The 21844-nt window shown below is 60.8% G+C and carries 28 protein-coding genes and 3 tRNA genes; 23 read left to right on the forward strand and 8 right to left on the reverse strand.

Going from position 1 to position 21844, the window contains the following annotated elements:
• The first annotated feature begins 1 nt into the window (after nt 1).
• The 5 genes from GM909_RS04015 to GM909_RS04035 all read left to right on the forward strand — a co-directional run bounded on the left by GM909_RS04015 (nt 2) and on the right by GM909_RS04035 (nt 6965).
• On the forward strand, nt 2-568 hold the full coding sequence (locus GM909_RS04015) for a transcriptional regulator (protein WP_157014900.1): 567 nt from the start codon (nt 2-4) through the stop codon (nt 566-568).
• The gene (locus GM909_RS04020; protein ID WP_157014901.1) at nt 565-984 is read left to right on the forward strand and encodes a DUF6950 family protein; all 420 of its coding nucleotides are present in this window, start codon (nt 565-567) and stop codon (nt 982-984) included. Before GM909_RS04015 ends, GM909_RS04020 begins: the two co-directional genes overlap by 4 nt.
• A 1-nt stretch (nt 985) precedes the next feature.
• A complete protein-coding gene (locus tag GM909_RS04025; RefSeq protein ID WP_157014902.1) occupies nt 986-3169 on the forward strand; it encodes a hypothetical protein in 2184 nt (727 codons plus the stop codon).
• A 116-nt stretch (nt 3170-3285) separates the two neighbouring features.
• The gene (locus GM909_RS04030; protein ID WP_157014903.1) at nt 3286-6075 is read left to right on the forward strand and encodes a hypothetical protein; all 2790 of its coding nucleotides are present in this window, start codon (nt 3286-3288) and stop codon (nt 6073-6075) included.
• A 122-nt stretch (nt 6076-6197) separates the two neighbouring features.
• A complete protein-coding gene (locus tag GM909_RS04035; RefSeq protein WP_157014904.1) occupies nt 6198-6965 on the forward strand; it encodes a class I SAM-dependent methyltransferase in 768 nt (255 codons plus the stop codon).
• Here the strand turns inward: GM909_RS04035 and GM909_RS04040 are convergent.
• Together GM909_RS04040 and GM909_RS04045 are read right to left on the reverse strand one after the other, a co-directional pair.
• The gene (locus GM909_RS04040) at nt 6962-7765 is read right to left on the reverse strand and encodes a class I SAM-dependent methyltransferase (RefSeq protein ID WP_157014905.1); all 804 of its coding nucleotides are present in this window, start codon (nt 7763-7765) and stop codon (nt 6962-6964) included. The genes GM909_RS04035 and GM909_RS04040 overlap by 4 nt on opposite strands.
• 7 nt (nt 7766-7772) lie before the next feature.
• Complete coding sequence (locus tag GM909_RS04045) at nt 7773-8078, reverse strand: hypothetical protein (RefSeq protein WP_157014906.1); 306 nt, start codon at nt 8076-8078, stop codon at nt 7773-7775.
• A 53-nt stretch (nt 8079-8131) separates the two neighbouring features.
• Between GM909_RS04045 and GM909_RS04050 the strand changes: the two genes are divergently transcribed.
• The 6 genes from GM909_RS04050 to GM909_RS04075 all read left to right on the forward strand — a co-directional run bounded on the left by GM909_RS04050 (nt 8132) and on the right by GM909_RS04075 (nt 10656).
• Nucleotides 8132-8800, forward strand: a complete 669-nt coding sequence (locus GM909_RS04050; RefSeq protein WP_157014907.1) for a lysozyme — start codon at nt 8132-8134, stop codon at nt 8798-8800.
• Nucleotides 8801-9038: 238 nt separating this feature from the next.
• Entirely contained in the window at nt 9039-9284 is a 246-nt protein-coding gene (locus GM909_RS04055) for a hypothetical protein (RefSeq protein WP_157014908.1), read from the forward strand.
• On the forward strand, nt 9284-9481 hold the full coding sequence (locus tag GM909_RS04060) for a hypothetical protein (RefSeq protein WP_157014909.1): 198 nt from the start codon (nt 9284-9286) through the stop codon (nt 9479-9481). The genes GM909_RS04055 and GM909_RS04060 overlap by 1 nt, the downstream gene beginning before the upstream one ends.
• On the forward strand, nt 9478-9729 hold the full coding sequence (locus tag GM909_RS04065; RefSeq protein ID WP_157014910.1) for a hypothetical protein: 252 nt from the start codon (nt 9478-9480) through the stop codon (nt 9727-9729). The genes GM909_RS04060 and GM909_RS04065 overlap by 4 nt, the downstream gene beginning before the upstream one ends.
• Nucleotides 9730-9903: 174 nt before the next feature.
• Nucleotides 9904-10257 carry a hypothetical protein gene (locus tag GM909_RS04070; protein ID WP_157014911.1) on the forward strand — a complete coding sequence of 118 codons (354 nt, stop codon included), beginning with the start codon at nt 9904-9906 and terminating at the stop codon, nt 10255-10257.
• A gap of 183 nt (nt 10258-10440) precedes the next feature.
• On the forward strand, nt 10441-10656 hold the full coding sequence (locus GM909_RS04075) for a hypothetical protein (protein WP_157014912.1): 216 nt from the start codon (nt 10441-10443) through the stop codon (nt 10654-10656).
• 77 nt (nt 10657-10733) lie between these two features.
• Here the strand turns inward: GM909_RS04075 and GM909_RS04080 are convergent, their stop codons facing one another.
• The gene (locus GM909_RS04080; RefSeq protein WP_157014913.1) at nt 10734-11012 is read right to left on the reverse strand and encodes a hypothetical protein; all 279 of its coding nucleotides are present in this window, start codon (nt 11010-11012) and stop codon (nt 10734-10736) included.
• 94 nt (nt 11013-11106) lie between these two features.
• On the reverse strand, nt 11107-11757 hold the full coding sequence (locus GM909_RS04085; RefSeq protein WP_157014914.1) for an SOS response-associated peptidase: 651 nt from the start codon (nt 11755-11757) through the stop codon (nt 11107-11109).
• A gap of 11 nt (nt 11758-11768) precedes the next feature.
• Here GM909_RS04085 and GM909_RS04090 point away from each other — a divergent pair, with 11 nt between their 5' ends.
• The gene (locus tag GM909_RS04090) at nt 11769-12422 is read left to right on the forward strand and encodes a hypothetical protein (RefSeq protein ID WP_157014915.1); all 654 of its coding nucleotides are present in this window, start codon (nt 11769-11771) and stop codon (nt 12420-12422) included.
• A 9-nt stretch (nt 12423-12431) separates the two neighbouring features.
• Here GM909_RS04090 and GM909_RS04095 read toward each other — a convergent pair whose 3' ends face one another.
• The 3 genes from GM909_RS04095 to rlmB all read right to left on the reverse strand — a co-directional run bounded on the left by GM909_RS04095 (nt 12432) and on the right by rlmB (nt 14072).
• Entirely contained in the window at nt 12432-12650 is a 219-nt protein-coding gene (locus GM909_RS04095) for a hypothetical protein (RefSeq protein WP_157014916.1), read from the reverse strand.
• Nucleotides 12651-12907: 257 nt separating this feature from the next.
• A complete protein-coding gene (locus tag GM909_RS04100; RefSeq protein WP_157014917.1) occupies nt 12908-13102 on the reverse strand; it encodes a hypothetical protein in 195 nt (64 codons plus the stop codon).
• A 76-nt stretch (nt 13103-13178) separates the two neighbouring features.
• Nucleotides 13179-14072, reverse strand: coding sequence for a 23S rRNA (guanosine(2251)-2'-O)-methyltransferase RlmB (rlmB, locus tag GM909_RS04105; protein WP_157014918.1), 894 nt, complete (start codon nt 14070-14072; stop codon nt 13179-13181).
• Between the two features lie 207 nt (nt 14073-14279).
• Here rlmB and GM909_RS04110 point away from each other — a divergent pair.
• Together GM909_RS04110 and GM909_RS04115 are read left to right on the forward strand one after the other, a co-directional pair.
• A tRNA-Tyr gene (locus GM909_RS04110) sits at nt 14280-14364 on the forward strand.
• Nucleotides 14365-14389: 25 nt separating this feature from the next.
• Nucleotides 14390-14463, forward strand: a tRNA-Gly gene (locus GM909_RS04115).
• A 108-nt stretch (nt 14464-14571) separates the two neighbouring features.
• On the opposite strand, the gene GM909_RS04120 is transcribed toward GM909_RS04115, so the two are convergent.
• Nucleotides 14572-15678, reverse strand: a complete 1107-nt coding sequence (locus GM909_RS04120) for an acyltransferase family protein (RefSeq protein ID WP_157014919.1) — start codon at nt 15676-15678, stop codon at nt 14572-14574.
• Between the two features lie 337 nt (nt 15679-16015).
• Between GM909_RS04120 and tuf the strand changes: the two genes are divergently transcribed.
• The 9 genes from tuf to rplL all read left to right on the forward strand — a co-directional run bounded on the left by tuf (nt 16016) and on the right by rplL (nt 21808).
• A complete protein-coding gene (gene tuf, locus GM909_RS04125) occupies nt 16016-17191 on the forward strand; it encodes an elongation factor Tu (protein WP_157014920.1) in 1176 nt (391 codons plus the stop codon).
• Nucleotides 17192-17406: 215 nt separating this feature from the next.
• The gene (locus GM909_RS04130; protein WP_157014921.1) at nt 17407-17961 is read left to right on the forward strand and encodes a putative glycolipid-binding domain-containing protein; all 555 of its coding nucleotides are present in this window, start codon (nt 17407-17409) and stop codon (nt 17959-17961) included.
• Between the two features lie 101 nt (nt 17962-18062).
• Nucleotides 18063-18138, forward strand: a tRNA-Trp gene (locus tag GM909_RS04135).
• A gap of 282 nt (nt 18139-18420) precedes the next feature.
• Entirely contained in the window at nt 18421-18624 is a 204-nt protein-coding gene (gene secE, locus GM909_RS04140; protein WP_157014922.1) for a preprotein translocase subunit SecE, read from the forward strand.
• Between the two features lie 28 nt (nt 18625-18652).
• The gene (nusG, locus tag GM909_RS04145; RefSeq protein WP_157014923.1) at nt 18653-19180 is read left to right on the forward strand and encodes a transcription termination/antitermination protein NusG; all 528 of its coding nucleotides are present in this window, start codon (nt 18653-18655) and stop codon (nt 19178-19180) included.
• A gap of 173 nt (nt 19181-19353) precedes the next feature.
• Nucleotides 19354-19782, forward strand: coding sequence for a 50S ribosomal protein L11 (gene rplK, locus GM909_RS04150; RefSeq protein WP_157014924.1), 429 nt, complete (start codon nt 19354-19356; stop codon nt 19780-19782).
• A 4-nt stretch (nt 19783-19786) separates the two neighbouring features.
• Entirely contained in the window at nt 19787-20488 is a 702-nt protein-coding gene (rplA, locus tag GM909_RS04155; protein ID WP_157014925.1) for a 50S ribosomal protein L1, read from the forward strand.
• 366 nt (nt 20489-20854) lie between these two features.
• The gene (rplJ, locus tag GM909_RS04160) at nt 20855-21373 is read left to right on the forward strand and encodes a 50S ribosomal protein L10 (protein ID WP_157014926.1); all 519 of its coding nucleotides are present in this window, start codon (nt 20855-20857) and stop codon (nt 21371-21373) included.
• A 54-nt stretch (nt 21374-21427) separates the two neighbouring features.
• On the forward strand, nt 21428-21808 hold the full coding sequence (gene rplL / locus GM909_RS04165) for a 50S ribosomal protein L7/L12 (RefSeq protein WP_157014927.1): 381 nt from the start codon (nt 21428-21430) through the stop codon (nt 21806-21808).
• Nucleotides 21809-21844 lie beyond the last annotated feature (36 nt).

The following is a 21844-nucleotide window of genomic DNA, read 5'->3' on the forward strand; positions in this document are numbered from 1 at the left end:
CATGGCACTCGATCTTGACGCTCTCTCCGGCCTGCATATCCAGCGCGCCTGGTTTGCCGCGGTCGACTTTCCTTCGGGCCTTCGCCGGCTCCATACCGGGCTCGGGCCCAAGGAGATCGGCGGCTTTACCTGGGAAGGCATTTCCGATCCCTTCGGCGGGCAGCTCGTCTCGGTCGGATCGATCGAGGAGCCTGACTTCGGCCAGGCGCCGAAGGTCGATGTCGTCATGTCCGGGGCGAACAAGGCCTTCCTCAAATCCATGTGGGACGATCGGCACGCTGTCGAAGGCGCGGCGTGCGATCTCTATTTCGCGATCTTCGATGCCGAGACAGGTGAGGCGCTGTCCGGTCTGGAGCATATGTTCCCCGGCAAGATCACCGCGCCGAAATTCGCCTTCACCGGGGCGACGATCCGGGCGATCCAGCTTTCGATCGTCTCGGAATGGGAGGGGCTGAACTTCCCGGCCACTGGCGCGATGTGGTCGCCGGCCGGCCAGCGGGCGCGCTATCCCGGCGATGCCGGCCTGGACTACATCAACGTGCCCGCGACGGAGTTCTACCGGAAATGACCATCACGGCGGAGCAACGTGAGCGCGGAGAGCGGCTGCGGGCGCTCGTGGAGCACCTGAAGGGCAAGCCGGTTGAATACGGCGTCGACGATTGCTCGATGCTGCCGGCACAATGGGTGGCCGATGTGACCGGCCGTGAATTTGACTGGCCGGTTTATGGCAGCCGCGACGGAGCCGCGGCGATCATCGATGCGGCCGGCGGGCTGGTGAATGTCTGGCTGCCCGTTGTGCGGTCGCTCGGGCTCATCGAGCGCTTCGACGTGCCGGAGATCGGCGACATCGGCATCATCGATACGAGCCATGGCCATGTCGGCGGTATCTGGCTGCACGGGCAAACCTTCCTGTGGCGCGCCGATCAGGGCGTGCGCGTGCTCGGGGTGCGCTCGCACCGCATCGTTAGGATCTGGCAAGTCTGACATGAAGCTGAAGACGGCTCTTCTGGCTGGCACGTCGCTGCTGGCGATGACAGCGCACGCCCATGCCTTCTCCGCCATCGGCTCGGCCGTGATATCGGCGCTGCTGTCGGTGGGCGCGGCGGGGATATTGCCGGCGGCCAGCGCCACGGCGATCGGGCTCGCCACGGTCGGCATTGCCGCTACGGTGGCGCAGATTGGCCTTTCGGCCGCGCTCTTCGGTCGCCAGCCCTCCGTCGATCCTGGCGAGATCAAGAACACGACGCAGGGCACTGAGGGACCCGGCCGCTATGCCTTCGGCCGCGTACGGCTGGCTGGCAAGATCGGCTTCGGCAATACGGCCGAGTACGATATCTATCGGCTCCTGCTCAATTGCTTCGGGCCGATCTCGGCGATCGAGGAATGGTTCTACGACAACCGCTCCGTGACCGTCGATCCCGGCGGGTCCGTCACCTCCCCGCCCTGGGCGATCAGCGGCGGGTCACGTCTGTGGCTCAAATGGAAGGCCGGGACGGGCAGCGAAGGCGCGTGGCCGGAGCTTATCAACGATTTCCCGACGCTCTGGACTTCGGCGCATAGGGTTCGCGGTATCGGGCAGGTGCTGCTTCGGGCGATCAATCCCGGCACGGCCGATGATGATTTCGCGACGCTTTTCCAGGGCGGCATCAAGGAACTGGAGATCCTGGCCCGCGTGGGCGAGTTCTTCGACCCGCGCGATTCCTCGACCGACTGGACGATGAACGGTGTCCTGCATTGCCTGCACTGGCTGCGCATGTTGCCGGGCGTGACGGACGGCAACATCGATTTCGACGCCATTGAGGCAGTTGCCGATCAGGCGGAAGACATGGTGCCGACGCTTTCGGGCACCGCGCCGCGATGCCAGCTTTCGGGCGGATGGGAAGGGCCGCTGACGCACGACATCGTGCTCGACATGCGCGACAGCGCAGGTCTCGAGATGGTGCGCCAGGACAATGGCAAATGGACGTTCCGTTTCCTGGAGGACTATCCGGATTCTGAAATCACCTTCCTTGCCCGACACATCATCGACATCTTCCCGCAGGCCGGGCCGGAAGGGGCGAAGCGGCCGAATGTCTGCAAGCTGGAATATTTCTCGCCGGAGCGCGCCTACGAGATCGCGGAGATCGACCTGACCAATGCGCCCTGGGCGAAGGTGCAGAGCGAGGCCAATCGATACGGCGAGCAGGAATACCGCGCCCAGCTCATCTTCTGCACCAATGCCAGCCAGGCACAGAGGATCGCGCGGCGCCGGTTCTACATGGAGCGGGCCGACTACGGCATCCTGAAAACCACCTTCGCCGGTGTGGCGGCATGGGGCAAACGCACCGCCGACATAGAAATCCCGGACGTGGGCGAGGACGGGGCCAGCATCTTCGTCAGGGCGAGGCTCGGCACTGTGCGCGTCAATGACGACGAGGGCACCTGCGAAATCCCGTTCAAGATCATCCCGGACGAACTCAAGACGGCATGGAACCCGGCGACGATGGAGGTTGCACCGCCGCCACAATTGCCCGCGTTCCAGTATGAAAGCGAACTCGACCAACCGGCAATGCCGAGCGCGGCGACCGTAGTGCAGTATCCTGGCGGGGCCTACGAGACCAGGATGAAGTTTTCCGGCGTTGCCGGCGGCACCACGGCCGAGGCGAACTATCGGGAGTATGTCGGCGGACTGCCCGAGCCATGGACTGGCATGACCGAATATCAGGGTGCTTCGGGCGCTTGGTACGGCTGGGACGCGGGAGACGCCCGGCCGCAGGCGGATTTCCGGGCTAGGTTCTTCAACAATGACGACGAGGGAAGCTATTTCTCGCCAGAGCTCGAAGTTGAGCCGCTTGCGATCAACAACTCATCTCCGGCCGCGCCGGTGGTGAGCGGCAGCCTGATCGGCGATCAGCTTACGGGCTACCAACTGCAGGTGACGGCTCGCACGACGCAACTCCGCGTCGTCAAGATGCTGTTCGAATACAATCACGACGGCGGCGGATGGAACATTTTTGCGACCGTCGATAACGTCCGCCCCGACCAAGGCGTCACCCGGACAACCATACCCTTTCCGCAGGCGCAAGACGACCAGGTGCTGAGCTGGCGGGTTTCGTGCTTCACCTCAAACAACACGCAAGGTGCCTATGACAGCGGGGCAGTCATCATTCCCGGCACTGGTGGCGCTTGAAAACTGACGCGGCCGGCGTGCCGCACCTGACCTGAAACGACCAATCCCTTTTTCCGGCGGTCGCTGTCTTGGCAGCCGCACGATCGACCTCACCCTGACATTTCGGAGATTGATGAATGACCGTTTGGACCAAACGCGGCGTTGACATTGCTGCCTCCTATGACGCCGCAGGCGAAGCCCGCAAGGTCGCCAATGGCGAAATGCAGGTCTGGATGACCGAGGCCGAGCGCGCGATCGACGGCGCCGCCATCGGCCGCATCGACCAAGTGACCTGGGCCGATCTCGCGGCGATCACCGGCGAGACTGAGGGCCAGCCGGCGCAGGTGGTCGGGCCGGATGCCGGCACACATACCGATCCGGTCACCAGCGCCACGGTAGACAATGAGGGCTCCTTTATCTGGTCGTCCTCGCCGGCCGGCTGGCGGCGTGTGGGCGGGTTGCCGAATGAGATCATCAACGGTACGAACACCGGTGCTGGCACGGCCAACGCCGTCCAGGCCGACACGATCCCGGTCGGCTTCAACACCAATCCCTACCAGGCGCTGATCTCCGTCAATTTCGTGGCTGCCAACGATGATGCCATGACGCTCTCGCTCAACGAAGAGCCGCCGCGCGACCTGGTGACGAATACGGGTGATCCGATCCCTGCCGGTTATGTTCAGCCTGGCATGGCTGCCCTTGTCATCGTTGATGGCAATGGCGACTATCGCTTCTTCAGCTACGGGGATGCGAGCGCCATCCAGGCGGCAGCGGAAGCGGCGGCTGCGGATGCAGCAGCGAGCGCTGCGGCAGCACAAGCGGCGGTTCCAAACGTCTTTCCGGCTGACATAGCAGCCCTGCAAGCCGTTGATACCGGCGTCAACACTGTGGCCTATCTGACCGATTCGTCGCGCGCCGGGCAGTTCGTGTGGGATGCATCGGACTTTTCGGGCACGCTGCTCGGGCCGGACATCGTGTCGTCGTCTGTCGATGATGGCACAGACACGATTACGTCTGCCGGGCATGGCCTGATGCTCGGTCAGGCGGTTATCGTCACGGCTGCGGTCAATGGGCTCGCCACCAACACGATCTATTACGTTATCAAGGTGGATGACGACAACTTCCAGCTTGCCGCAAGCTTCGATGATGCGCACGACGGCACGCCTGTCAATTTGACGGGAACGACCACAACAACTGTCAAATGGCATCACGATGCCGCACAGGGCGTCTATGTGACGCCCGCAACTGATATCTCGGGTGCTTCAGGTGCATGGGTGCGACGACAGGCCGATAACAGGCTAAATCCGCGGTGGTTTGGCGCAACGGGCGGTGCATCGACCGACGACAGCGAGGCGATCAATCTATGCATCGATTTCATGCGCGCTTTCCGAGACAGCAGTACATTCACCTATGTTGTCGACGGTCAGAGCGCAAAGTATGCGCACGATCGGTCATTGAATTTCACGAGCATCCGAGGCCGTTCCTGGGGCCTGTTCAACATCAAGTTTTTGGCCCGATGCACTGACCAGATCGCGGTCGATTTTACCGACAGTCAGTTCGGGCGGATCGATGATGCGACAGTGCAGGGCGATGCAACCAATACCCCTGATGTCGGGTTCTTCTTCGGTCGTCGCGATGATGGGGGTGGTATCCCGTATCCGACCGCTCAGGGCTTTGACATCGGCGTGATCGAGTATTTCGGCACGTTCAAGAAGTTCGGCCTTCTCAATCTGGCGTCCGAGGTCATGCACATCGATACGGCTCAGGGCGCTAACAACTACCCCTCCGCAAATGCTGCCGTTGATGCGTTCGTCGGGCACTCGGATGTGATCGCCAATTTCTGCGGCATGCCGACTTCGATCTACCAGACGATCGGTCTCGGCTCTCAGTCTCTCGCGTCGGTCATCATCGACAACCACAACGCACAGCGCGGCAGCGCCTACGCCTACACGATTACGAACATCTCAAAGAGCAATCCGGCGGTCGTCACCATTGCGCCTGCCGACGCCGCCGACGGCAACGCTAATTTTGGTCTCGTGAATGGTGCGGCCATCTTCCTTGATGTCATTCAGGGCACCAATCCCGCATGGCTTGAGCAGCTTTCATGGAAAACCTTCACTGTCGCCAACCTGAATGTCGGTGCGGGCACGTTCGAACTTTCCGGCATCGATACGACTGGCACGACAGGAACGTTCACAAGCGGTATTCTGCGCAACAATACCGGCCCGGCGACGGTTCTTGGTCAAAATGCGCTCTATAAGGAGGCAGGCGGTTATCTGGTGGCATACAGCACCGCCAAATATCGTCTCGACGCGCGCGGCGATGATGATTGGAATTGGCACATCGAGCTTGCCGGGCGCTACGAACCGCCAACGCGCGAACTTGTTACCGTGTTCGGTGGGGTGGGTGGTGCCATATCGAAAATTCGCCATCTGAAAATCACCGATGACAACAGCGCTTCGTTGACCTCCGTTCTACGCGCCGCCGCCGTCAGCGGCGGTGGCGTGATCCAGTTGCAGGGTTTCGAACTGGAGATCAGCCATGCTGCTCAGGTTCCGGATGGCGGCACATTCCAGTTGGCATCGCAATTCGAGGTGTTGATCGGTCGTCTTAGTGTGCCCGACGATGCATTCTATCAGGCCGCTGGTTCCTTCGCTGCGTTTCATGGCAAGTGGGAAATTGGCGAAGAAGGAAGTTTCGCACAACAATCGTTCGAAGGCCGTGTCGCTTTCGCAGGTGGGCTGTCAGTGCAGAGCGCTACATCGACGCAAATCGCCTCGGCCACGGACCCGATTAACACGGTCAACAAGTATGTCGGGAAAATCATCCTGGACACGACAAACCATCGCCTGATGGTAGCGCGTGGCGGCATTGTCGGTTCGCAATGGGACGTTTGCGATGGCTCCGCTGTCGTCGTTCCGTCATAATCCAGACCCTACGATGGGTGATTGTGGCAACGCTGGAAAACCTAGCCGATCGAAGCCCACACCGTTGAGTTGCAGTGCGGCGACTGATAGACGTGCAACCTCTTCAACTTAGAGGGGGTCTCATGGACCATCTTACTCCACCCGTCGAACTGATTGCGCAAAACAACGTTGGTATCCATGACAAGGAAAACATTCTTGCCGAGTATCGGAAGATCGGCACCTATCTCTTCACGGTGCTCAAAAACCGGGCCGGCGTTCGCCCGGACAGCGACATCCTCGACATGGGCTGCGGACTGGGGCGCGTGGCGGCTCCATTCACGACATATCTGACCAGCGGCAGCTACACCGGCGTCGACGTCGTCAAGTCGTCGATCGACTGGTGCGCGGAGCGGTATTCCGGCCTGCCGAACTTCCGTTTCATCCACGCCGACCTCTACAGCGAGTTCTATAATCCGAAGGCGACCGTAAGTGCTGAAAACTACCGTTTTCCGTTCGAAGACGGCAGCTTCGACGTGGTCTGGTCCTCGTCGCTCTTCACTCACATGCTGTTCGACGCGGTCGACAATTATCTGGGGGAAATGTCGCGGGTGCTCAAGCCGGGCGGGCGCATCTGGAACAGCTACCTCCTGCTCGACGAGATCTCCGAACCGCTGGTGCACGGTCGCCCCCGGTCGGATGGCCGGCGCATGGAACACGAGGTCAAGGGCGGGCGTGTCGGATGGAAGGATAAGCCGGAATGGGTCGTTGGCCTGCGCCTGGACGGCATTAACGAACTGCATCGAAAACATGGGCTCGAGATCGTCGAGACGCAGCTTTCGAACTGGTCCGGAGGGCGCGAAGACGTTCCTTACAAGGGGCAGGATGTCATCATCGCGCGGAAGGCCTCCTAGCTTCGCGTGATCGCGTAGACATGCTGGAGGCTATGGGGCTGCCCGACGTAGCGAGCCCCATAGCGCTTCAGATAGGCATCAGTGACCACGGCGTGGCCGAACACCTTGTCGGCGTCGAGCACGCCGTCCGACGAGGTGAAGAGGATGCCGCGGTCGTTCAAGACCTGGTGTAGATCGGCCTCGCGGCCTTTGAAATTGTGGTCGATGAATTCATCTCGGCGAACAGTGAAGTAGAACGTTCCTCCGGGCTTGAGGGCCGTTACCAGCACGGGGATGTTGCGCTCGAAGGACGTAGGGTTCAGGTGGGTGAACACCGAGAAGGAGAGGATGAAATCGTAGGCGCCCGTCGGAATATCACCGATGGACAGGATCTCCGGAACCTTCGTCACCTTGTTGGTGAAGCGGCCGTTCGCGAGGATGCTCAATGTGTGCGGCCATGCATCACATAGGTCGAGTTGCTCCGGCAGTCCTTTGGATAGCAGTGTCGAGGCGAACCGCCCCCATCCGCATCCGTAATCCAGGCCGCGCCATCCCGGCTTGAATGCACCATCCTTGTCTAGCATTTCTATAAAGTCGAAAGCGCGCTTCACGAGTCCGGGGCCGCTCATGGCGGTGTATCCGGCTTGGAGCTTTTCGTCCGGCCAGAGAGGGCCAAATTGCCCGGTCATCAGTCCGTCATAGATTTCCCGGTGGTTCAATCCCTCAAACGGATTTCTGTGCTGGATCACTGGCATCCCCTTGGTTGTTCTGATCCCTAAACCACACACGCCATCTGAAAACTCAACGCCGAAGAGATGCATCGCCGCCTCAGTGCACCGTGCCTGACCGCAGACACATCGTCATGATCCGCTCCAGCCTGGCGCGCAACATGTCCTGGATCGGCGTGAGGTTTACGCCGGGCATCGGCATGGGGCCACCCGGCCCGGTCATTTCCAACGTGCCGATCATCATCTCGTAGTCGCCCGCGAACAGGTCGATCTCACCCACGAGCTCGTCTGTCTCGGGCGCGCCGAGCGTGGCCTTGAGCATGAGCCGTCTGGCTCTTCCGGCCGCACCCTCGGTCGGGCCGGACGGGCTCTCGATCATCTGGCGAAGTTCTTCGAACGGATCCATGACGCGGCACGATAGCTGCGCAATCCACCCCTGAAAACCCGAAAGGAAACGGCATGGCTACGAAAGTCAGCCAGCGCGGGCTCGTGGAGATCGCGAGCCACGAGGGCATTGTCAATGCGCCTTATCGAGACAGTCGAGGCATTTGGACGGTTGGCATCGGCCATACGGCCAGCGCTGGACCGCCCGACCCGGCAACCAAGCGGGGCGAATACTCCATGGACGAGATCATGGACATCTTCGCGCGGGACATCGCCACATTCGAGGCGCGGGTACGTAATGCCTTCTCCGTTCCGCTGACGCAGCGCCAGTTCGATGCGGCGGTTTCGTTCGATTTCAACACGGGAGGCATCGATCGCGCGACATGGGTGCAGAAGTTCAATGCCGGCGATGTGGCCGGGGCGCGCAAGGCGTTCATGAACTGGAGCAAGCCGAAGGAGATCATAGGCCGCCGCAAGAAGGAGCGGGCGCTGTTTTTCGATGGCGTCTATTCGAGCGGCGGAACGGCAATGCTCTACCCGGCGAACTCGGCTGGCGAAGTGTTGTGGAGCCGCGGCAAGCCGGTTGATGTGGTCGCGGAGATGAAAGGCGGCGCCCCCTCTCCCACGCCCCGCCCCTCCGGCAAGGGCGGGCTCATTGCCGCGCTTATAGCTGCGCTGGCGGCTGCGGGCGCTTGGCTGGTTTCTCTGCCGTGCAATTTGTTCGGAATTTGGTGCGGAGGCTGATCATGCAGTTTTGGCGATGCGAGTGCGGCAAGTGCGAGAAATACGAGAGCGGAATGCCGCCTCAACCTTGCGAAGGCTGCGACGAGTGCGGGACGGCATTCGCGCAGCGTCCCGGCGATCACGTCCAAAAGATAGGGCACGACTGGAAGCCGCAATTCGACGGCGATGCGGGCAAGCCCGCGCGGCCGATCTGTAAGCGATGCTACGCGCGTGGCCCCAAGCCAGAAGGAGCGTGACCATGTGGCAGCGCATCAAATCGTTCTTCAAGGACAGCGAGACCATCTTCTTCGCCCGGCTCCAGATGGCCGTCGGCATCATCCTTGAAATCGTCACCACGGCAGACCCGTATCTATTCGCCCCGATCTTCGGTGAATACTTCCCGTGGTTCCTGCTGGCGAACGGCATCCTGACCGAGTACCTGCGCCGCCGCCGTGACGACACGCTAGCCCGCAAGCCGGACGAGTTCCACGGGGAGCAGGTCTGATGGGCGGCGGCAACGACACCAGAGACATCCTGATCGATATGATCTCGATGTACTTCGCGATCCCGCTTGCTATCAAGGCGGCTGCCGTGCTCGCCACATGGGCCGTGTTCGGCCTGCCCTACGCCGTGGCCGTACTGGCCGGCATCGTCGTGTCTGCCGGCGCATGGGCCGCCAACGAATGGTGGCTGAACCGATGATGGCTTTCCTATTCTCCCGCGTCGGGGCAGCGCTGGCCGGCGTTCTCGTGCTGGCCGGTGTCATGGCCTACACGCACTATGCCGCCTATCAGCGAGGCGCAGCGGCGGAAAGGACGGCTGCCCTGCAGAAGTCGGTTGAACTGCTTCGCGAAAGGAACGCGACCGATGAGCAAATTCGCGACATGGATGATCGGCAGCTTTGCGTTGCTCTCGGTGGCCGGTTGTCAGACGACGGCACCTGCGAGTGACTGCGACGGGTGGCGGAAACTGAACCCCGCGTCGCAGACGCGCAGCTTCATCATCGAGAACGACAGACCGTTCGCAGAGCAGGTGGCGGGGCATAACACCTTCGGCGCGAGCCGGGGGTGCTGGGATTGAAACACAGGAGCGGGGCATTGGCAGGAGACACGAAGGATCAGCACATGAGAACGCCGACATGGCAATGGACGTGGAACTTAAACACCGTGGTCCTTCTGGTCGGCCTTGTGGCCGGCATCGCCGCATGGGGGGCAACGTGGGAGCGTGTAAGCTCCAATCAACGGATCAACGCTGAAAAGATCGAGCGCATTGACAAGCGTGTCACGTCGCTGGAAACCACGGCCCGCATTCTGGACAACCACGAACTGCGAATAACCGCGGTGGAAGAGCAGGCCAACGATGCCGCCGACGCCATGCGATCGGTCGAGAGCGCCATCCACGGCTTGAGCTCCGACATGCGTGTTGTGAGGGAGATACTGCAGCGGCTCGAAAACCGGACCTCGCGGCCGCCGCCTTGATTGTAGTTTTGAGGCAAAAAGTATAACCGCCTCTCACCCGGGATTGTACCCGACTATAGCGCCCGCTGGCCGATTGCAGCGGCCGCCGGTGCCGCCAGCGCATGGTACGCGATGACGGGACGTCCGCCGCCTTGACGAAATCCGCGCCCGGCGGTTCCGGGTATCATCAGAAGGAGAAGACCGATGACGGTCCAGGTAAGAGCGAAGTTCAAGTGCTGGCGGATTGAGCGCAACAAATCGACCGATCCGGATGATCAGATGGCCCGTGTGCATCTCATGCCCGTCTATGAGGACGGCAAGGGCGTGAACGCCGAATGGTCGAAATGGACGCCAGGCGGCCAGATCGAGATGTACATCACAGGCGGCGAGTATTTCATGGACTTCACGCGCGCAGACTGATATCTGCCGCGCCTCTCAGGCAAAGAGCCCCGCGGTCGAAAGGCTGCGGGGCTATTTTTGTTTCGGCCGGAGCTACCTCATGGAGCATACCAGATGGAATTGATCTCCAAGATGGGTGGTTTGTCCCAAGTACTCACGATACCTGCGTGTGCGTCGATTACTGCAAGCTTGTCGCCGGCATCCATGGCTTCGTTGACGATCGCATAGGCTTGCTGTGGCGTGTAGGTCGTATTGACGTAGAAAAGTGACAATTGAAACTGATGCCACTTTCCGAGCCCTTTAATTGCATCACGGACACCATCGTAATTTTGGCCCGGATGAATGAGATCGTAAGCGATAAACAGGTTGTATGCCATTGAACTCTCCTTTGTCTTCTTGGAGAGCTATAGTGAACACTTGACGATTCGTCCCGTTATGCTCAGTCACATTTTGGGGAGCTGTCCGCCACATCTACGCCGTTATCTGTTCAAGCCTTACCATACGCTCATCCGGCAGCGGCCGCTGCAGCTGCTTCGCCTCTTCCCACGGCGCCGTCATCCATAGCTCGATCTCGTCGGGCTCGGTAAGCATGACAGGCATGGCCTTCTTGTGCACCGGGCCCACGATGCCGTTGGGCTCCGTGGTCAGGAAGCCGTAGAGCTCGTGGTCGGCCGGATCCTCCTTCGCCTTGCGCTTGCCCGTCCAGGGCGTCCAGAGACCGGCGAAGAGGAACAGCGGTTCGTCTTCATTCAGGGCGAACCAGGCGATCGGGGTTCGCCCGCCCTCGACCTTCGATGCCGGGTCCGGCTCGGCAAAGCGTGTCACCGGAACCAGGCAGCGGTTTTCGACGCCGAGCCAGCGCCGCCAGTGTGGCGAGGTGGTGTTGCGGATGTTCGTCACGCCGTAATCGTAATTCTTGCCCTTGAGAGCGAAATGCGGGGAGGGCATGCCCCAGCGCGCCGCGACGAGCTCGCGCTTGCCGTCCTCGCCCTTGCGCACGATCGGGCCGAAGGTGTTGGGGTAGACGTCGCCCGGCGCCAGGTTGCCGGCGCGGTTGGTCATGGCCCGGGTGAAATCGAGGATCATCTGCGGGCCGGCGCGGTGATGGTACAGGTTGCACATGGCGATCTGAGATGATTGCCGAAAAGGCCTTGACGGGTGACAACTGGCTTTACCGAAATTATGAGGATATTTTTGAGATGCCGCAACCTATAAGGGGACCGATCCAGGGCCTTTGTGGCGCGCAAGCACTGGCGCTCAGGCCCAATCATATGGCGATGATTGGTCTGGTAATTAGTTCTTGGGCCGAATTCGAAGACGCATTGGATCGTATTGTTCTATCAACATTTAGGCAAGATGCCTTTCAGGCTTATCGATTAGTTTTGTCGGTAGTTAATATAGATATCCGTCAAAAAATCATTTTGGCATCGCTTGAGTCTCTGCCGGACACTGAAGAGAAGTGGAAAGCGATACAATTTTTGTCAGGTAAGAAGCTAAAATCAATAAAGAGACGTCGGAATAATGTAGCTCACTCCACATGGATGGTTTCTGAAAAGTATGAAGGAATGATCATACGTAGGCCTAGATCGGCGTTTTCGGGAGAACCGCATGAGAAATGGTCAGTGAGCGACTTCAATTCGATTTTGACATCTATTCAGGGTCTCACTGCAGAAGCGGGGCAGCTTGGCATTCAGTTGGACAAGGCTTACGAAGGCTACATCAACCTCCGACTGCCTGCTGGTTGGGATTTGGTCCCGAAAGAACGTGATGAGCCAACAGGCGAGTGAGTGCGTTTCCTAGCCGGCGTGGAACTTCTTGCGATCGGCCGCGCCGTCGCTATTGATCAGGGCAATGTTCTTCGATCCGCATTTGGAGCAGACGAGCTTCGGCGCGAGCGCCCGTGCCAGCGTGGAATGCTCGAAGCCGAGACGGCGGCCGAGTGCTTCAAGGTCGAGTCGACAATGATGCCGGCATGCATTGCAGTGTGCGGTGAGGTTGTGGTCGTAGTCGATCATCGACCGGATGCTGTCTATGACGATGCCTCTGCTCATGCCGATCAAATAGGATCATGTTCCTATATTCGTCAAGCAGGTGTGGCAGGGTATCACCTAAGCCATTGAAAACTGGTGCGCGCTGTTGGCGCCACACCAAGGCGCAAGCCATTGAATTCGCAGAATTGGCGAACTCCGTCCGGGGGCACCATCGGTTATCGGGACGAGACTGCTGCTCACGTGCTCGCAGTGCCCATCATTCTTGCGCGTCCGGGGCAGCCTCAGTTCGGCCTGGCCTGCCGGGCGAGGCGCAGCCATTCGGCACGCTGGAGAATGACGGTCGAGCGCTCCTCGGCCTCCTCCCGACGCATCGGCGTTGCCGAAGGTGCGGTCCTGACGGCCGGCATGCTGCCCCATGGTGTCCAGACGATGGCGCCTGCCGCGCCTTCACCATACTTGCTTGGCCGTACATTCACAGATGCGCCTCCTCTCGTTCAGCTTAGCCTTTTTGGGCGGCAATCGGTTCTTTTTTGAGGCAGGCGTGCCACATTTTCATGACGCATCGCCGGCTTTTCGGCCGATGCCGGCGGGGGTTTCGCCGGGTTCGTCGAGGTGGCGGCGCGCTGCATAGAGCGCGATCGCGGCGGCATTGGAGACGTTGAGCGAGCGGATGGCGCCGGGCATGTCGAGGCGCGCCAGCCTGTCCACGGTTTCGCGCGTTTTTTGCCGCAATCCCTTGCCTTCCGCTCCCATGACGAGTGCCACGCGGTCGCCGCCGAGCGTCGCCTCGAGCCGCTTCGGCCCCTCCGAATCAAGACCGATGGTCAGGATGCCGGCCGCCTTGAGCTCGTCCAGCGCCTGGGCCAGGTTTCTCACCTCGATCAGATCGATATGCTCGAGCGCGCCCGAGGCCGCCTTGGCCAGGACGCCTGATTCGGCCGGGCTGTGGCGCTTGGTCGTGATCAGCGCGCCGGTGCCGAAGGCAACGGCCGTGCGCAAAATGGCGCCGACATTGTGCGGGTCCGTCACCTGGTCGAGCACCACGATGAGCGGCGTGTCGCCAAGCGCCGAAATCGCCTTTGGCCGCAACGGCTCGGCTTCGATGACAACACCCTGATGCACGGCGTCGGGGCCGGTGAGGCGGTCGATCGCGCGTGGCTCTACGATCTCGACCGGAAAGGACAGGCCGGCCGGGTCGGCCAGCTTCAGCCGCTCGGCGGCATTGCGCGTCACCATCATGCGATGAATGGTGCGGTTGGGATTGTCGAGCGCGGCGCGCACAGTGTGCAGCCCGTAGAGCCTGACCAGCCCGTCGCCCGGTGGGGCCGGCGACTGGGAACGTGCCGGTTTGTGTTCGCTGCGTCCCGGCGATTGCTCATCGCGATGGGCGCGGCGAAGCCGTGCATAGTGGCTGTCCTTGCGGGTGCGTGATGTCTGGTCGCTCATGCACTCTCTATAGCGCCTGTCGCACGCATTGGATATGCGGCGATCGGTGCCGCGGGCAGGCGCGGCAAAAAGGGGCGCGCATGCTCCGACTATCGGTTGACAGGGCGCAGTCATGTCGCCATAAGGCGCTTCGCATGATTTCCGGTTGCGGCCACGCGGCCGAATTTACATGCTGGAAGACCTCGTCGCATGGCTCCGGCGCAGTACGGAGGGGTGTCCGAGTGGTTAAAGGAGACGGACTGTAAATCCGTTGGCTATGCCTACGCTGGTTCGAATCCAGCCCCCTCCACCACTGCACATCCGGAGCTGATTGCCTTGCGGGTATAGCTCAATGGTAGAGCAGCAGCCTTCCAAGCTGAATATGCGGGTTCGATTCCCGCTACCCGCTCCAGGCAACTTTTTGAAATCACTTCTGTTTTTACGATCGAGCATTTGAGCCGTTTCACTGCGCGGCAGAGTAGCGGTTGCTTGCCGGCTTCGTTAGGCACCAGTCAGTTGCTCACACTTTCGAGCGAGCCGCAGGCGCGAATGCATTTTGGTTTCGAGGGTGGCGGGCTGCCTTTTCTGTTGGCGCGAGGCGCCGCCGTTGCAGGGCAGCAGTGATGGGCTTTTCCAATAGTCGGTAGCTGATGATGCCCGCCACCGCGGACGCGACAATCATCGCCATATAGCCCACGCCCAGGCCAATCGAGCTCTGGTTCATCTGCGTCACGTCCATGATCTTGCTGATAATCTGCAAGACGAACACATGGAGCAGATAGATCGAATAGCTGGCGGCTCCGAGGAGCAGCAGCAGAGGAGAAGTAACCTTCGAATCGTTCCGCTCCAGAACGAGGGCCGCGACAACGATCCCCGCAGCCGGTAGGCCGAATGCCATGGAGCGCGCCTCCATGGGAGAATGTTGCGCTGCTACCAGGAGCCAGACGACACTCGATGCGATCAACAGCCATGCGCCGATTTTGGCATCGCGCGTCTTTGAAATCGTCATTGCGGGAAGAGAGTATGCGATGAGGATGCCAAACACGAACTCCCATATGACATTGTTGGCGTAGTAGCCGAGAACCTTGTCGCCGGAGACGACCGCGGCAGCGGTCAAAGCCGCGAAGATCGGAACGACGAGCAATCCCCGATGCGCCAGGTTGCGTCCGCAGACCAGCGTCAGCGAAAAGCAGACATAGAAGAACATCTCGAAATTCAGCGTCCAGCCAACCAGCACGATCGGCATCAGGTCCACGCCGTTGCCGTCGAACTCAGGCAGGAACAGCAGTGACTTGAGAAGGTAGGATGCCTGAATCTCGTGGTGCCCGAAAAACGGCAAACCGGCCAGAACGGCAAATACCGTGGCAATCGTCACCAGCCAGTACATCGGAATGACTCGTGTGGCACGATTCCGGAGGAAATCCATCATCGTGGGGGCCGATGCACGCGTAGTGTAGACCATTATGAACCCGCTGATCACGAAGAACAGATCGACGCCGGATGCGAAAATTTCCGTGTCTTTATACCCGGCCGCGTGAATCACGTGATGGAGGACCACCATCAGGGCAGCAATTCCCCTGAGCGTCTGAAGATTCGATAACAAGCCAACCCCCTGATTGCGCGACAATCTTAGCCGCCAGGGGGCTATCGGCCCAATCGTCCATTGGGGTTTGATGTACTCAAAAAGGATAGGCTCAATTAGCTGTCAATCAAGCGCGTCACGGCTGCTCTCGCCTTCGCCGCGCGCCCACCGCAACTGTGTATTGCCTCCGTAGTCGTCATCAACGTTGGCTTCATTCCATGGTCGAGGGGCATCGTCGCCAGTCCCGATTTTATTTCCGGCAGCGATTGTAGTTGGCCAGGCACCGCCTCTCGGCCAAAAGGGCCTTGTATTTTGTGGACTTTGCCGCTAATCGCCCCGCATCCGAACCGAATTACAGTTCTGGCCGCCAGGGAATGACAAAATGGCAAAAGGTAAATTCGAGCGTACGAAGCCGCATGTGAACATTGGCACGATTGGTCACGTTGACCATGGCAAGACGTCGTTGACGGCGGCGATCACGAAGTATTTTGGCGAGTTCAAGGCGTATGACCAGATCGACGCAGCGCCTGAGGAGAAGGCGCGCGGCATCACGATTTCGACGGCGCATGTCGAGTACGAGACGGAGAATCGCCACTACGCGCATGTCGACTGCCCGGGCCACGCGGACTATGTGAAGAACATGATCACGGGCGCGGCGCAGATGGACGGCGCGATCCTGGTTGTTTCGGCGGCCGACGGCCCGATGCCGCAGACGCGCGAGCACATTCTCCTGGCCCGCCAGGTTGGCGTTCCGGCGATCGTCGTGTTCTTGAACAAGGTCGACCAGGTTGACGACAAGGAGCTTCTGGAGCTTGTCGAGCTTGAGGTTCGCGAGCTTCTGTCGGCCTACGAGTTCCCGGGCGACGACATTCCGATCGTTGCCGGCTCGGCGCTTGCGGCGCTTGAGGATTCCAACAAGGAGATCGGCGAGGATGCGATCCGTGCGCTGATGAAGGAGGTTGACGCCTACATCCCGACGCCGGAGCGTCCGGTCGACCAGCCGTTCCTGATGCCGATCGAGGACGTGTTCTCGATCTCGGGCCGCGGCACGGTTGTGACGGGTCGCGTCGAGCGCGGCATCGTCAAGGTCGGCGAGGAAGTTGAGATCGTTGGCATCCGTCCGACGTCGAAGACGACGGTGACGGGTGTTGAGATGTTCCGCAAGCTTCTCGACCAGGGCCAGGCGGGCGACAACATCGGCGCGCTTTTGCGCGGTGTCGACCGTGAGGGTGTGGAGCGTGGTCAGATCCTGTGCAAGCCGGGTTCGGTGATGCCGCACACGAAGTTCAAGGCCGAGGCCTACATTCTGACCAAGGAAGAGGGCGGCCGTCACACGCCGTTCTTCACCAACTACCGTCCGCAGTTCTACTTCCGCACGACGGACGTGACGGGTGTGGTGACGCTTCCGGCGGGCACGGAGATGGTGATGCCGGGCGACAATGTGACGGTTGACGTGGAACTGATCGTGCCGATCGCGATGGAAGAGAAGCTGCGCTTCGCCATCCGTGAGGGCGGTCGCACCGTCGGCGCCGGGATTGTTGCTTCGATCACGGAGTGATCGGGCAAAATCCCGAAAGCTGCCGACGGATTCTAAGATCTGACACAGCGCGAGACGCGCTGTGTGGCGGCGCCGGGATTGTTGCTTCGATCACGGAGTGAACGAGGATTACAGACCAATGTCAGGAAAGGGCGGCGGAAACGTCGCCCTTTCTTTATTGCCGCCCCGCGAGTTCCTATGATGCCCGGTGAAGTTTGTCGTGACGGGGCCACTTCATGGATGCAACGGACACAAGGGTCGTGCGGTGGCGCGAGGTCGAAGGCGGCGGTCTCGAGCATCTCGTGATGGCCGCACGAGGCGATGCGATCCTCTTCGACGGCGTGGTCATTCCCGGCGGGCAGGACTACGCGGTCGAATACCACATTGCCTGCACGGCCAACTGGCGCGTCGAGCGGGTCGAGGCGGCCATCATCGGCGGGCAGGGCAGTCTATTGCTCGAGCATGACGGTCGGGGGCACTGGAAGCGCAATGGCCGCGCCGCACCTTCGCTTGACGGGGTCTTCGAGCCCGATCTCTCGGTCTCGCCTCTCACCAACACGTTTCCCATCCGCCGCCTCGGCCTGAGCCAGGGGGAGAGCGCGGATATCCGTACCGCCTATGTCAGCTTCCCCGATTTCGCGGTCTTCGCCGATCCGCAACGCTATACCTGCCTGGAGGAAAACAGGCTCTACCGCTACGAATCGCGCGACAGCGATTTTTGCCGCGATATCGAGGTCGATGCGGACGGCTTCGTGATCGATTATCCGGGTCTGTTTCGCCGCATGGAGTGAAGCGCGCCCGTCGGTCTTTTCGCGCGCCGGGGCATTCGCCTCTTTACAGACGCGCCGGAAATTCATAGGAAGCGCTGCCGTACGCGAAATGCGTTGGATCTAGGGGTATAGCTCAGTTGGTAGAGCGGCGGTCTCCAAAACCGCAGGTCGGGGGTTCGAGCCCCTCTGCCCCTGCCAGGCCGCGCGCGGCGCAAGGCCAGGATGCTGCCGGAACGATTGGATGGTTCCGGGGCCGCTGCATTGAATTTCGAATTGAGCACTTGCAACGGTGACGGTTCGCAATTATGTAGGGGCATTCAAACACGCGGTGCGTGGAGCCGGGTATCGGCTTGGCGCGCCCTTATTGCATGGGCGAAAGATGCTCTGATTCGAGTGACTTGCGTCCAGATGCGGCAATGTCCCGCTTGTCGGGATCGTCCAGAAGGCCCGGCAAACGGGCTCTCGAAAGCAGAGCGGCACATGGCGTCAAAGTCCACGAATCCTTTTGTCTTCCTGCAGCAGGTGCGTCAGGAGACGGCGAAGGTTACCTGGCCGTCCCGGCGCGAAACGATGATTTCGACGGCGATGGTGCTGATGTTCGCGTTTCTAGCGGCGATATTCTTTTTTGCAGCCGACCAGGTGATGGCCCTGGGTGTCGAGCTCATTCTCGGCATCGGGCAATAATTACCGGCAAATACGGAGAGCACCTGAGATGACTGCGCGGTGGTACATCGTTCACGCCTATTCGAACTTCGAGAAGAAGGTCGCCGAGGACATAGAGCACAAGGCGAAGCAGAAGGGCCTCGATGGCCAGATCGAGCACATCGTCGTGCCGACGGAGAAGGTTGTCGAGGTGCGTCGCGGTCGCAAGGTCGATGCGGAGCGCAAGTTCTTTCCAGGGTATGTGCTGGTTAAGGCGAACCTCACCGATGCGGTGTTCTCGCTCATTAAGAACACGCCGAAGGTGACTGGGTTTCTTGGTGATTCCAGGCCCGTGCCGATCACGGAAGCCGAGGCCGACCGCATCCTGCATCAGGTGCAGGAGGGCGTTGACCGGCCGAAGCCGTCGATCACCTTCGAGATTGGCGAGCAGGTGCGTGTTTCGGATGGGCCGTTCGCGTCCTTCAACGGCTTCGTTCAGGAAGTCGATGAGGAGCGTTCGCGGCTGAAGGTGGAGGTGTCGATCTTCGGGCGCGCCGTGCCGGTCGATCTTGAATTCGGTCAGGTCGAGAAGGGCTGACCAGTCGTCGCCGCGCCGCTGTGCGGATGACGGTCGCCGGCCCATGGGGCTGCGGCAAACGGGTGGAAGGAGAAGGCGGCTTGGCCGGCCGTATGATCTCCGTACCACCGAACTGCAACCGCTGGCCCGCCTGTTCGACAGGGTGGCCGGCATGAAGAAAAGGCAGACGAGTAATGGCTAAGAAGATTGCGGGCCAGCTCAAGCTTCAGGTTCCCGCGGGGTCGGCAACGCCGTCGCCCCCGATCGGTCCGGCGCTTGGTCAGCGTGGCATCAACATCATGGAATTCTGCAAGGCGTTCAACGCGCAGACGCAGGAGATGGAGAAGAACGCGCCTATTCCGGTGGTGATCACCTACTACCAGGACAAGTCGTTCACCTTCACCATGAAGACGCCCCCGGTCACCTTCTTCCTGAAGAAGGCGGCCAACCTGAAGTCGGGTTCCAAGGAGCCCGGCAAGTCGACCGCCGGCAAGATCTCCCGCGACAAGGTACGCGAGATCGCCGAGGCGAAGATGAAGGATCTCAATGCGAACGATGTGGACGCGGCCATGCGTATGGTCGAAGGCTCCGCCCGTTCGATGGGCCTGGAAGTGGTGGGCTGATATTATGGCGAAGAAAATTGCAAAGCGCATTGCGAAGTCGCGCGAGGGTATCGATGCCGACAAGGCCTATGATCTGGCCGAGGCGATCAATCTGCTCAAGGAACGCGCTACCGCCAAGTTCGACGAGACGATCGAGGTGGCCATGAACCTCGGCGTTGATCCGCGTCATGCCGACCAGATGGTTCGCGGCGTCGTGAACCTGCCGAACGGCACGGGTCGTGACGTGCGCGTCGCCGTCTTCGCGCGTGGCGACAAGGCCGATGAAGCCAAGGCTGCAGGTGCCGACATTGTGGGTGCCGAGGACCTCGTGGAGACGGTGCAGAAGGGTGAGATCAATTTCGATCGCTGCATCGCCGCGCCAGACATGATGCCGCTCGTCGGCCGTCTCGGCAAGGTGCTGGGCCCGCGCGGCATGATGCCGAACCCGAAGGTCGGCACGGTGACGGCCGATGTCGCCGCGGCGGTCAAGGCGTCGAAGGGCGGCGCTGTGGAGTTCCGCGTCGAGAAGGCGGGCATCGTGCATGCCGGCGTCGGCAAGGCGTCGTTCGATGCCGACAAGATCGCCGAGAATGTGCGCGCCTTCGCCAACGCTGTCATCAAGGCCAAGCCGACCGGCGCCAAGGGCAACTACGTCAAGAAGGTTGCCGTGTCGTCGACCATGGGCCCCGGCCTGAAGATCGACGTGGCCACGCTCGGCGCGGCCTGATTCGATATTTGAGGAGCGGGCGCTAACATCCCGCTTCCACAACAAGAATTCGGGCCCTCGGGCCCGAATGGCGGAAGCCGCAAGGTTTCCAGCTATCCTGTCCGAGATTGCAGGCGGCTCGCCTTAATTCTGTTGAAGGGCCTGCATGAGACGGGGTCGACCCGGTTTTAGGAGCATTTGCTCCGGATTGGTTCGAACCGTGTGTGCCTTTTGTCAGCGCGTCGGTCCGCATGCGGGCCGGCGAGGCGAGAAGGGGACAGGATCCTCGAGCGTCGTTCGGGAATCCGCAAGTCCGGATCGCCCGGCCGGCAAAAGGCAACCCGGCAGCCATGTCCGCAAGGGCAGGTTGCCAACTGGAGATAGGCAGTGGACAGAGCGGAAAAACGCGAACTCGTCACGGACCTCAACGCTGTTTTCGCGAGCAGCGGCTCGATCGTCGTGGCCCACTATGCCGGTATCACCGTCGCGCAGATGAACGATTTTCGTTCGAAGATGCGTGAAGCCGGCGGTACCGTCAAAGTCGCGAAGAACCGTCTCGCCAAGATCGCTCTTCAGGGTACGGAATCCGAGGGCATGTCGGATCTGTTCAATGGACAGACCTTGATAGCCTATTCGGAGGATCCGGTTACGGCGCCGAAAGTCGCGTCCGATTTTGCCAAGGGGAATGAGAATCTCATCATTCTCGGCGGCGCTATGGGCGCAACTTCTCTCGACGCCAATGGTGTGAAGGCGCTTGCGACCTTGCCGTCGCTCGACGAGCTTCGCGCCAAGATCGTCGGCATGATCCAGACGCCGGCAACCCGGATCGCCCAGGTCGTCAACGCACCGGCAGGCCAGCTTGCCCGCGTGTTCGATGCCTATGCCCGGAAGGACGAGGCGGCATGAGGCCGTTCCTCGCTGTCACCTACACACATTCGAACCTGATAAGGAACTGAACAAATGACTGATCTTGCAAAGATCGTTGATGACCTTTCCAGCCTGACCGTCCTCGAGGCGGCCGAGCTTTCCAAGATGCTTGAAGAGAAGTGGGGCGTTTCGGCCGCTGCTCCCGTCGCTGTCGCGGCTGCTGGCGGCGGTGCTGCTGCTGGTGCCGAGGCTGCCGAAGAGAAGACCGAGTTCGACGTCGTTCTCGCCGAGGCGGGCGCCCAGAAGATCAACGTCATCAAGGAAGTCCGCGCCATTACCGGTCTTGGCCTGAAGGAAGCCAAGGACCTGGTCGAAGGCGCGCCGAAGCCCGTCAAGGAAGGTGTTTCCAAGGACGAGGCCGAGGAGATCAAGCAGAAGCTCGAAGAGGCCGGCGCCAAGGTCGAGCTGAAGTAGCTGGCGTACCCGGCGGACGGCGCGAGCCGTTCGCCG

Origin of the sequence: Mesorhizobium xinjiangense (genome assembly GCF_009749525.1) — a bacterium.
Lineage (GTDB): Bacteria > Pseudomonadota > Alphaproteobacteria > Rhizobiales > Rhizobiaceae > Mangrovimarina > Mangrovimarina xinjiangensis.

Excerpts from the sequence above, each read along its gene's own strand:
- GM909_RS04015 (WP_157014900.1), top strand. The coding sequence starts at position 2 with ATGGCACTCGATCTTGACGCTCTCTCCGGCCTGCATATCCAGCGCGCC.
- GM909_RS04020 (WP_157014901.1), top strand. The coding sequence starts at position 565 with ATGACCATCACGGCGGAGCAACGTGAGCGCGGAGAGCGGCTGCGGGCG.
- GM909_RS04025 (WP_157014902.1), top strand. The coding sequence starts at position 986 with ATGAAGCTGAAGACGGCTCTTCTGGCTGGCACGTCGCTGCTGGCGATG.
- GM909_RS04030 (WP_157014903.1), top strand. The coding sequence starts at position 3,286 with ATGACCGTTTGGACCAAACGCGGCGTTGACATTGCTGCCTCCTATGAC.
- GM909_RS04035 (WP_157014904.1), top strand. The coding sequence starts at position 6,198 with ATGGACCATCTTACTCCACCCGTCGAACTGATTGCGCAAAACAACGTT.
- GM909_RS04040 (WP_157014905.1), bottom strand. The coding sequence starts at position 7,765 with ATGCATCTCTTCGGCGTTGAGTTTTCAGATGGCGTGTGTGGTTTAGGG.
- GM909_RS04045 (WP_157014906.1), bottom strand. The coding sequence starts at position 8,078 with ATGGATCCGTTCGAAGAACTTCGCCAGATGATCGAGAGCCCGTCCGGC.
- GM909_RS04050 (WP_157014907.1), top strand. The coding sequence starts at position 8,132 with ATGGCTACGAAAGTCAGCCAGCGCGGGCTCGTGGAGATCGCGAGCCAC.
- GM909_RS04055 (WP_157014908.1), top strand. The coding sequence starts at position 9,039 with ATGTGGCAGCGCATCAAATCGTTCTTCAAGGACAGCGAGACCATCTTC.
- GM909_RS04060 (WP_157014909.1), top strand. The coding sequence starts at position 9,284 with ATGGGCGGCGGCAACGACACCAGAGACATCCTGATCGATATGATCTCG.
- GM909_RS04065 (WP_157014910.1), top strand. The coding sequence starts at position 9,478 with ATGATGGCTTTCCTATTCTCCCGCGTCGGGGCAGCGCTGGCCGGCGTT.
- GM909_RS04070 (WP_157014911.1), top strand. The coding sequence starts at position 9,904 with ATGAGAACGCCGACATGGCAATGGACGTGGAACTTAAACACCGTGGTC.
- GM909_RS04075 (WP_157014912.1), top strand. The coding sequence starts at position 10,441 with ATGACGGTCCAGGTAAGAGCGAAGTTCAAGTGCTGGCGGATTGAGCGC.
- GM909_RS04080 (WP_157014913.1), bottom strand. The coding sequence starts at position 11,012 with ATGGCATACAACCTGTTTATCGCTTACGATCTCATTCATCCGGGCCAA.
- GM909_RS04085 (WP_157014914.1), bottom strand. The coding sequence starts at position 11,757 with ATGTGCAACCTGTACCATCACCGCGCCGGCCCGCAGATGATCCTCGAT.
- GM909_RS04090 (WP_157014915.1), top strand. The coding sequence starts at position 11,769 with ATGATTGCCGAAAAGGCCTTGACGGGTGACAACTGGCTTTACCGAAAT.
- GM909_RS04095 (WP_157014916.1), bottom strand. The coding sequence starts at position 12,650 with ATGATCGACTACGACCACAACCTCACCGCACACTGCAATGCATGCCGG.
- rlmB (WP_157014918.1), bottom strand. The coding sequence starts at position 14,072 with ATGAGCGACCAGACATCACGCACCCGCAAGGACAGCCACTATGCACGG.
- tuf (WP_157014920.1), top strand. The coding sequence starts at position 16,016 with ATGGCAAAAGGTAAATTCGAGCGTACGAAGCCGCATGTGAACATTGGC.
- GM909_RS04130 (WP_157014921.1), top strand. The coding sequence starts at position 17,407 with ATGGATGCAACGGACACAAGGGTCGTGCGGTGGCGCGAGGTCGAAGGC.
- secE (WP_157014922.1), top strand. The coding sequence starts at position 18,421 with ATGGCGTCAAAGTCCACGAATCCTTTTGTCTTCCTGCAGCAGGTGCGT.
- nusG (WP_157014923.1), top strand. The coding sequence starts at position 18,653 with ATGACTGCGCGGTGGTACATCGTTCACGCCTATTCGAACTTCGAGAAG.
- rplK (WP_157014924.1), top strand. The coding sequence starts at position 19,354 with ATGGCTAAGAAGATTGCGGGCCAGCTCAAGCTTCAGGTTCCCGCGGGG.
- rplA (WP_157014925.1), top strand. The coding sequence starts at position 19,787 with ATGGCGAAGAAAATTGCAAAGCGCATTGCGAAGTCGCGCGAGGGTATC.
- rplL (WP_157014927.1), top strand. The coding sequence starts at position 21,428 with ATGACTGATCTTGCAAAGATCGTTGATGACCTTTCCAGCCTGACCGTC.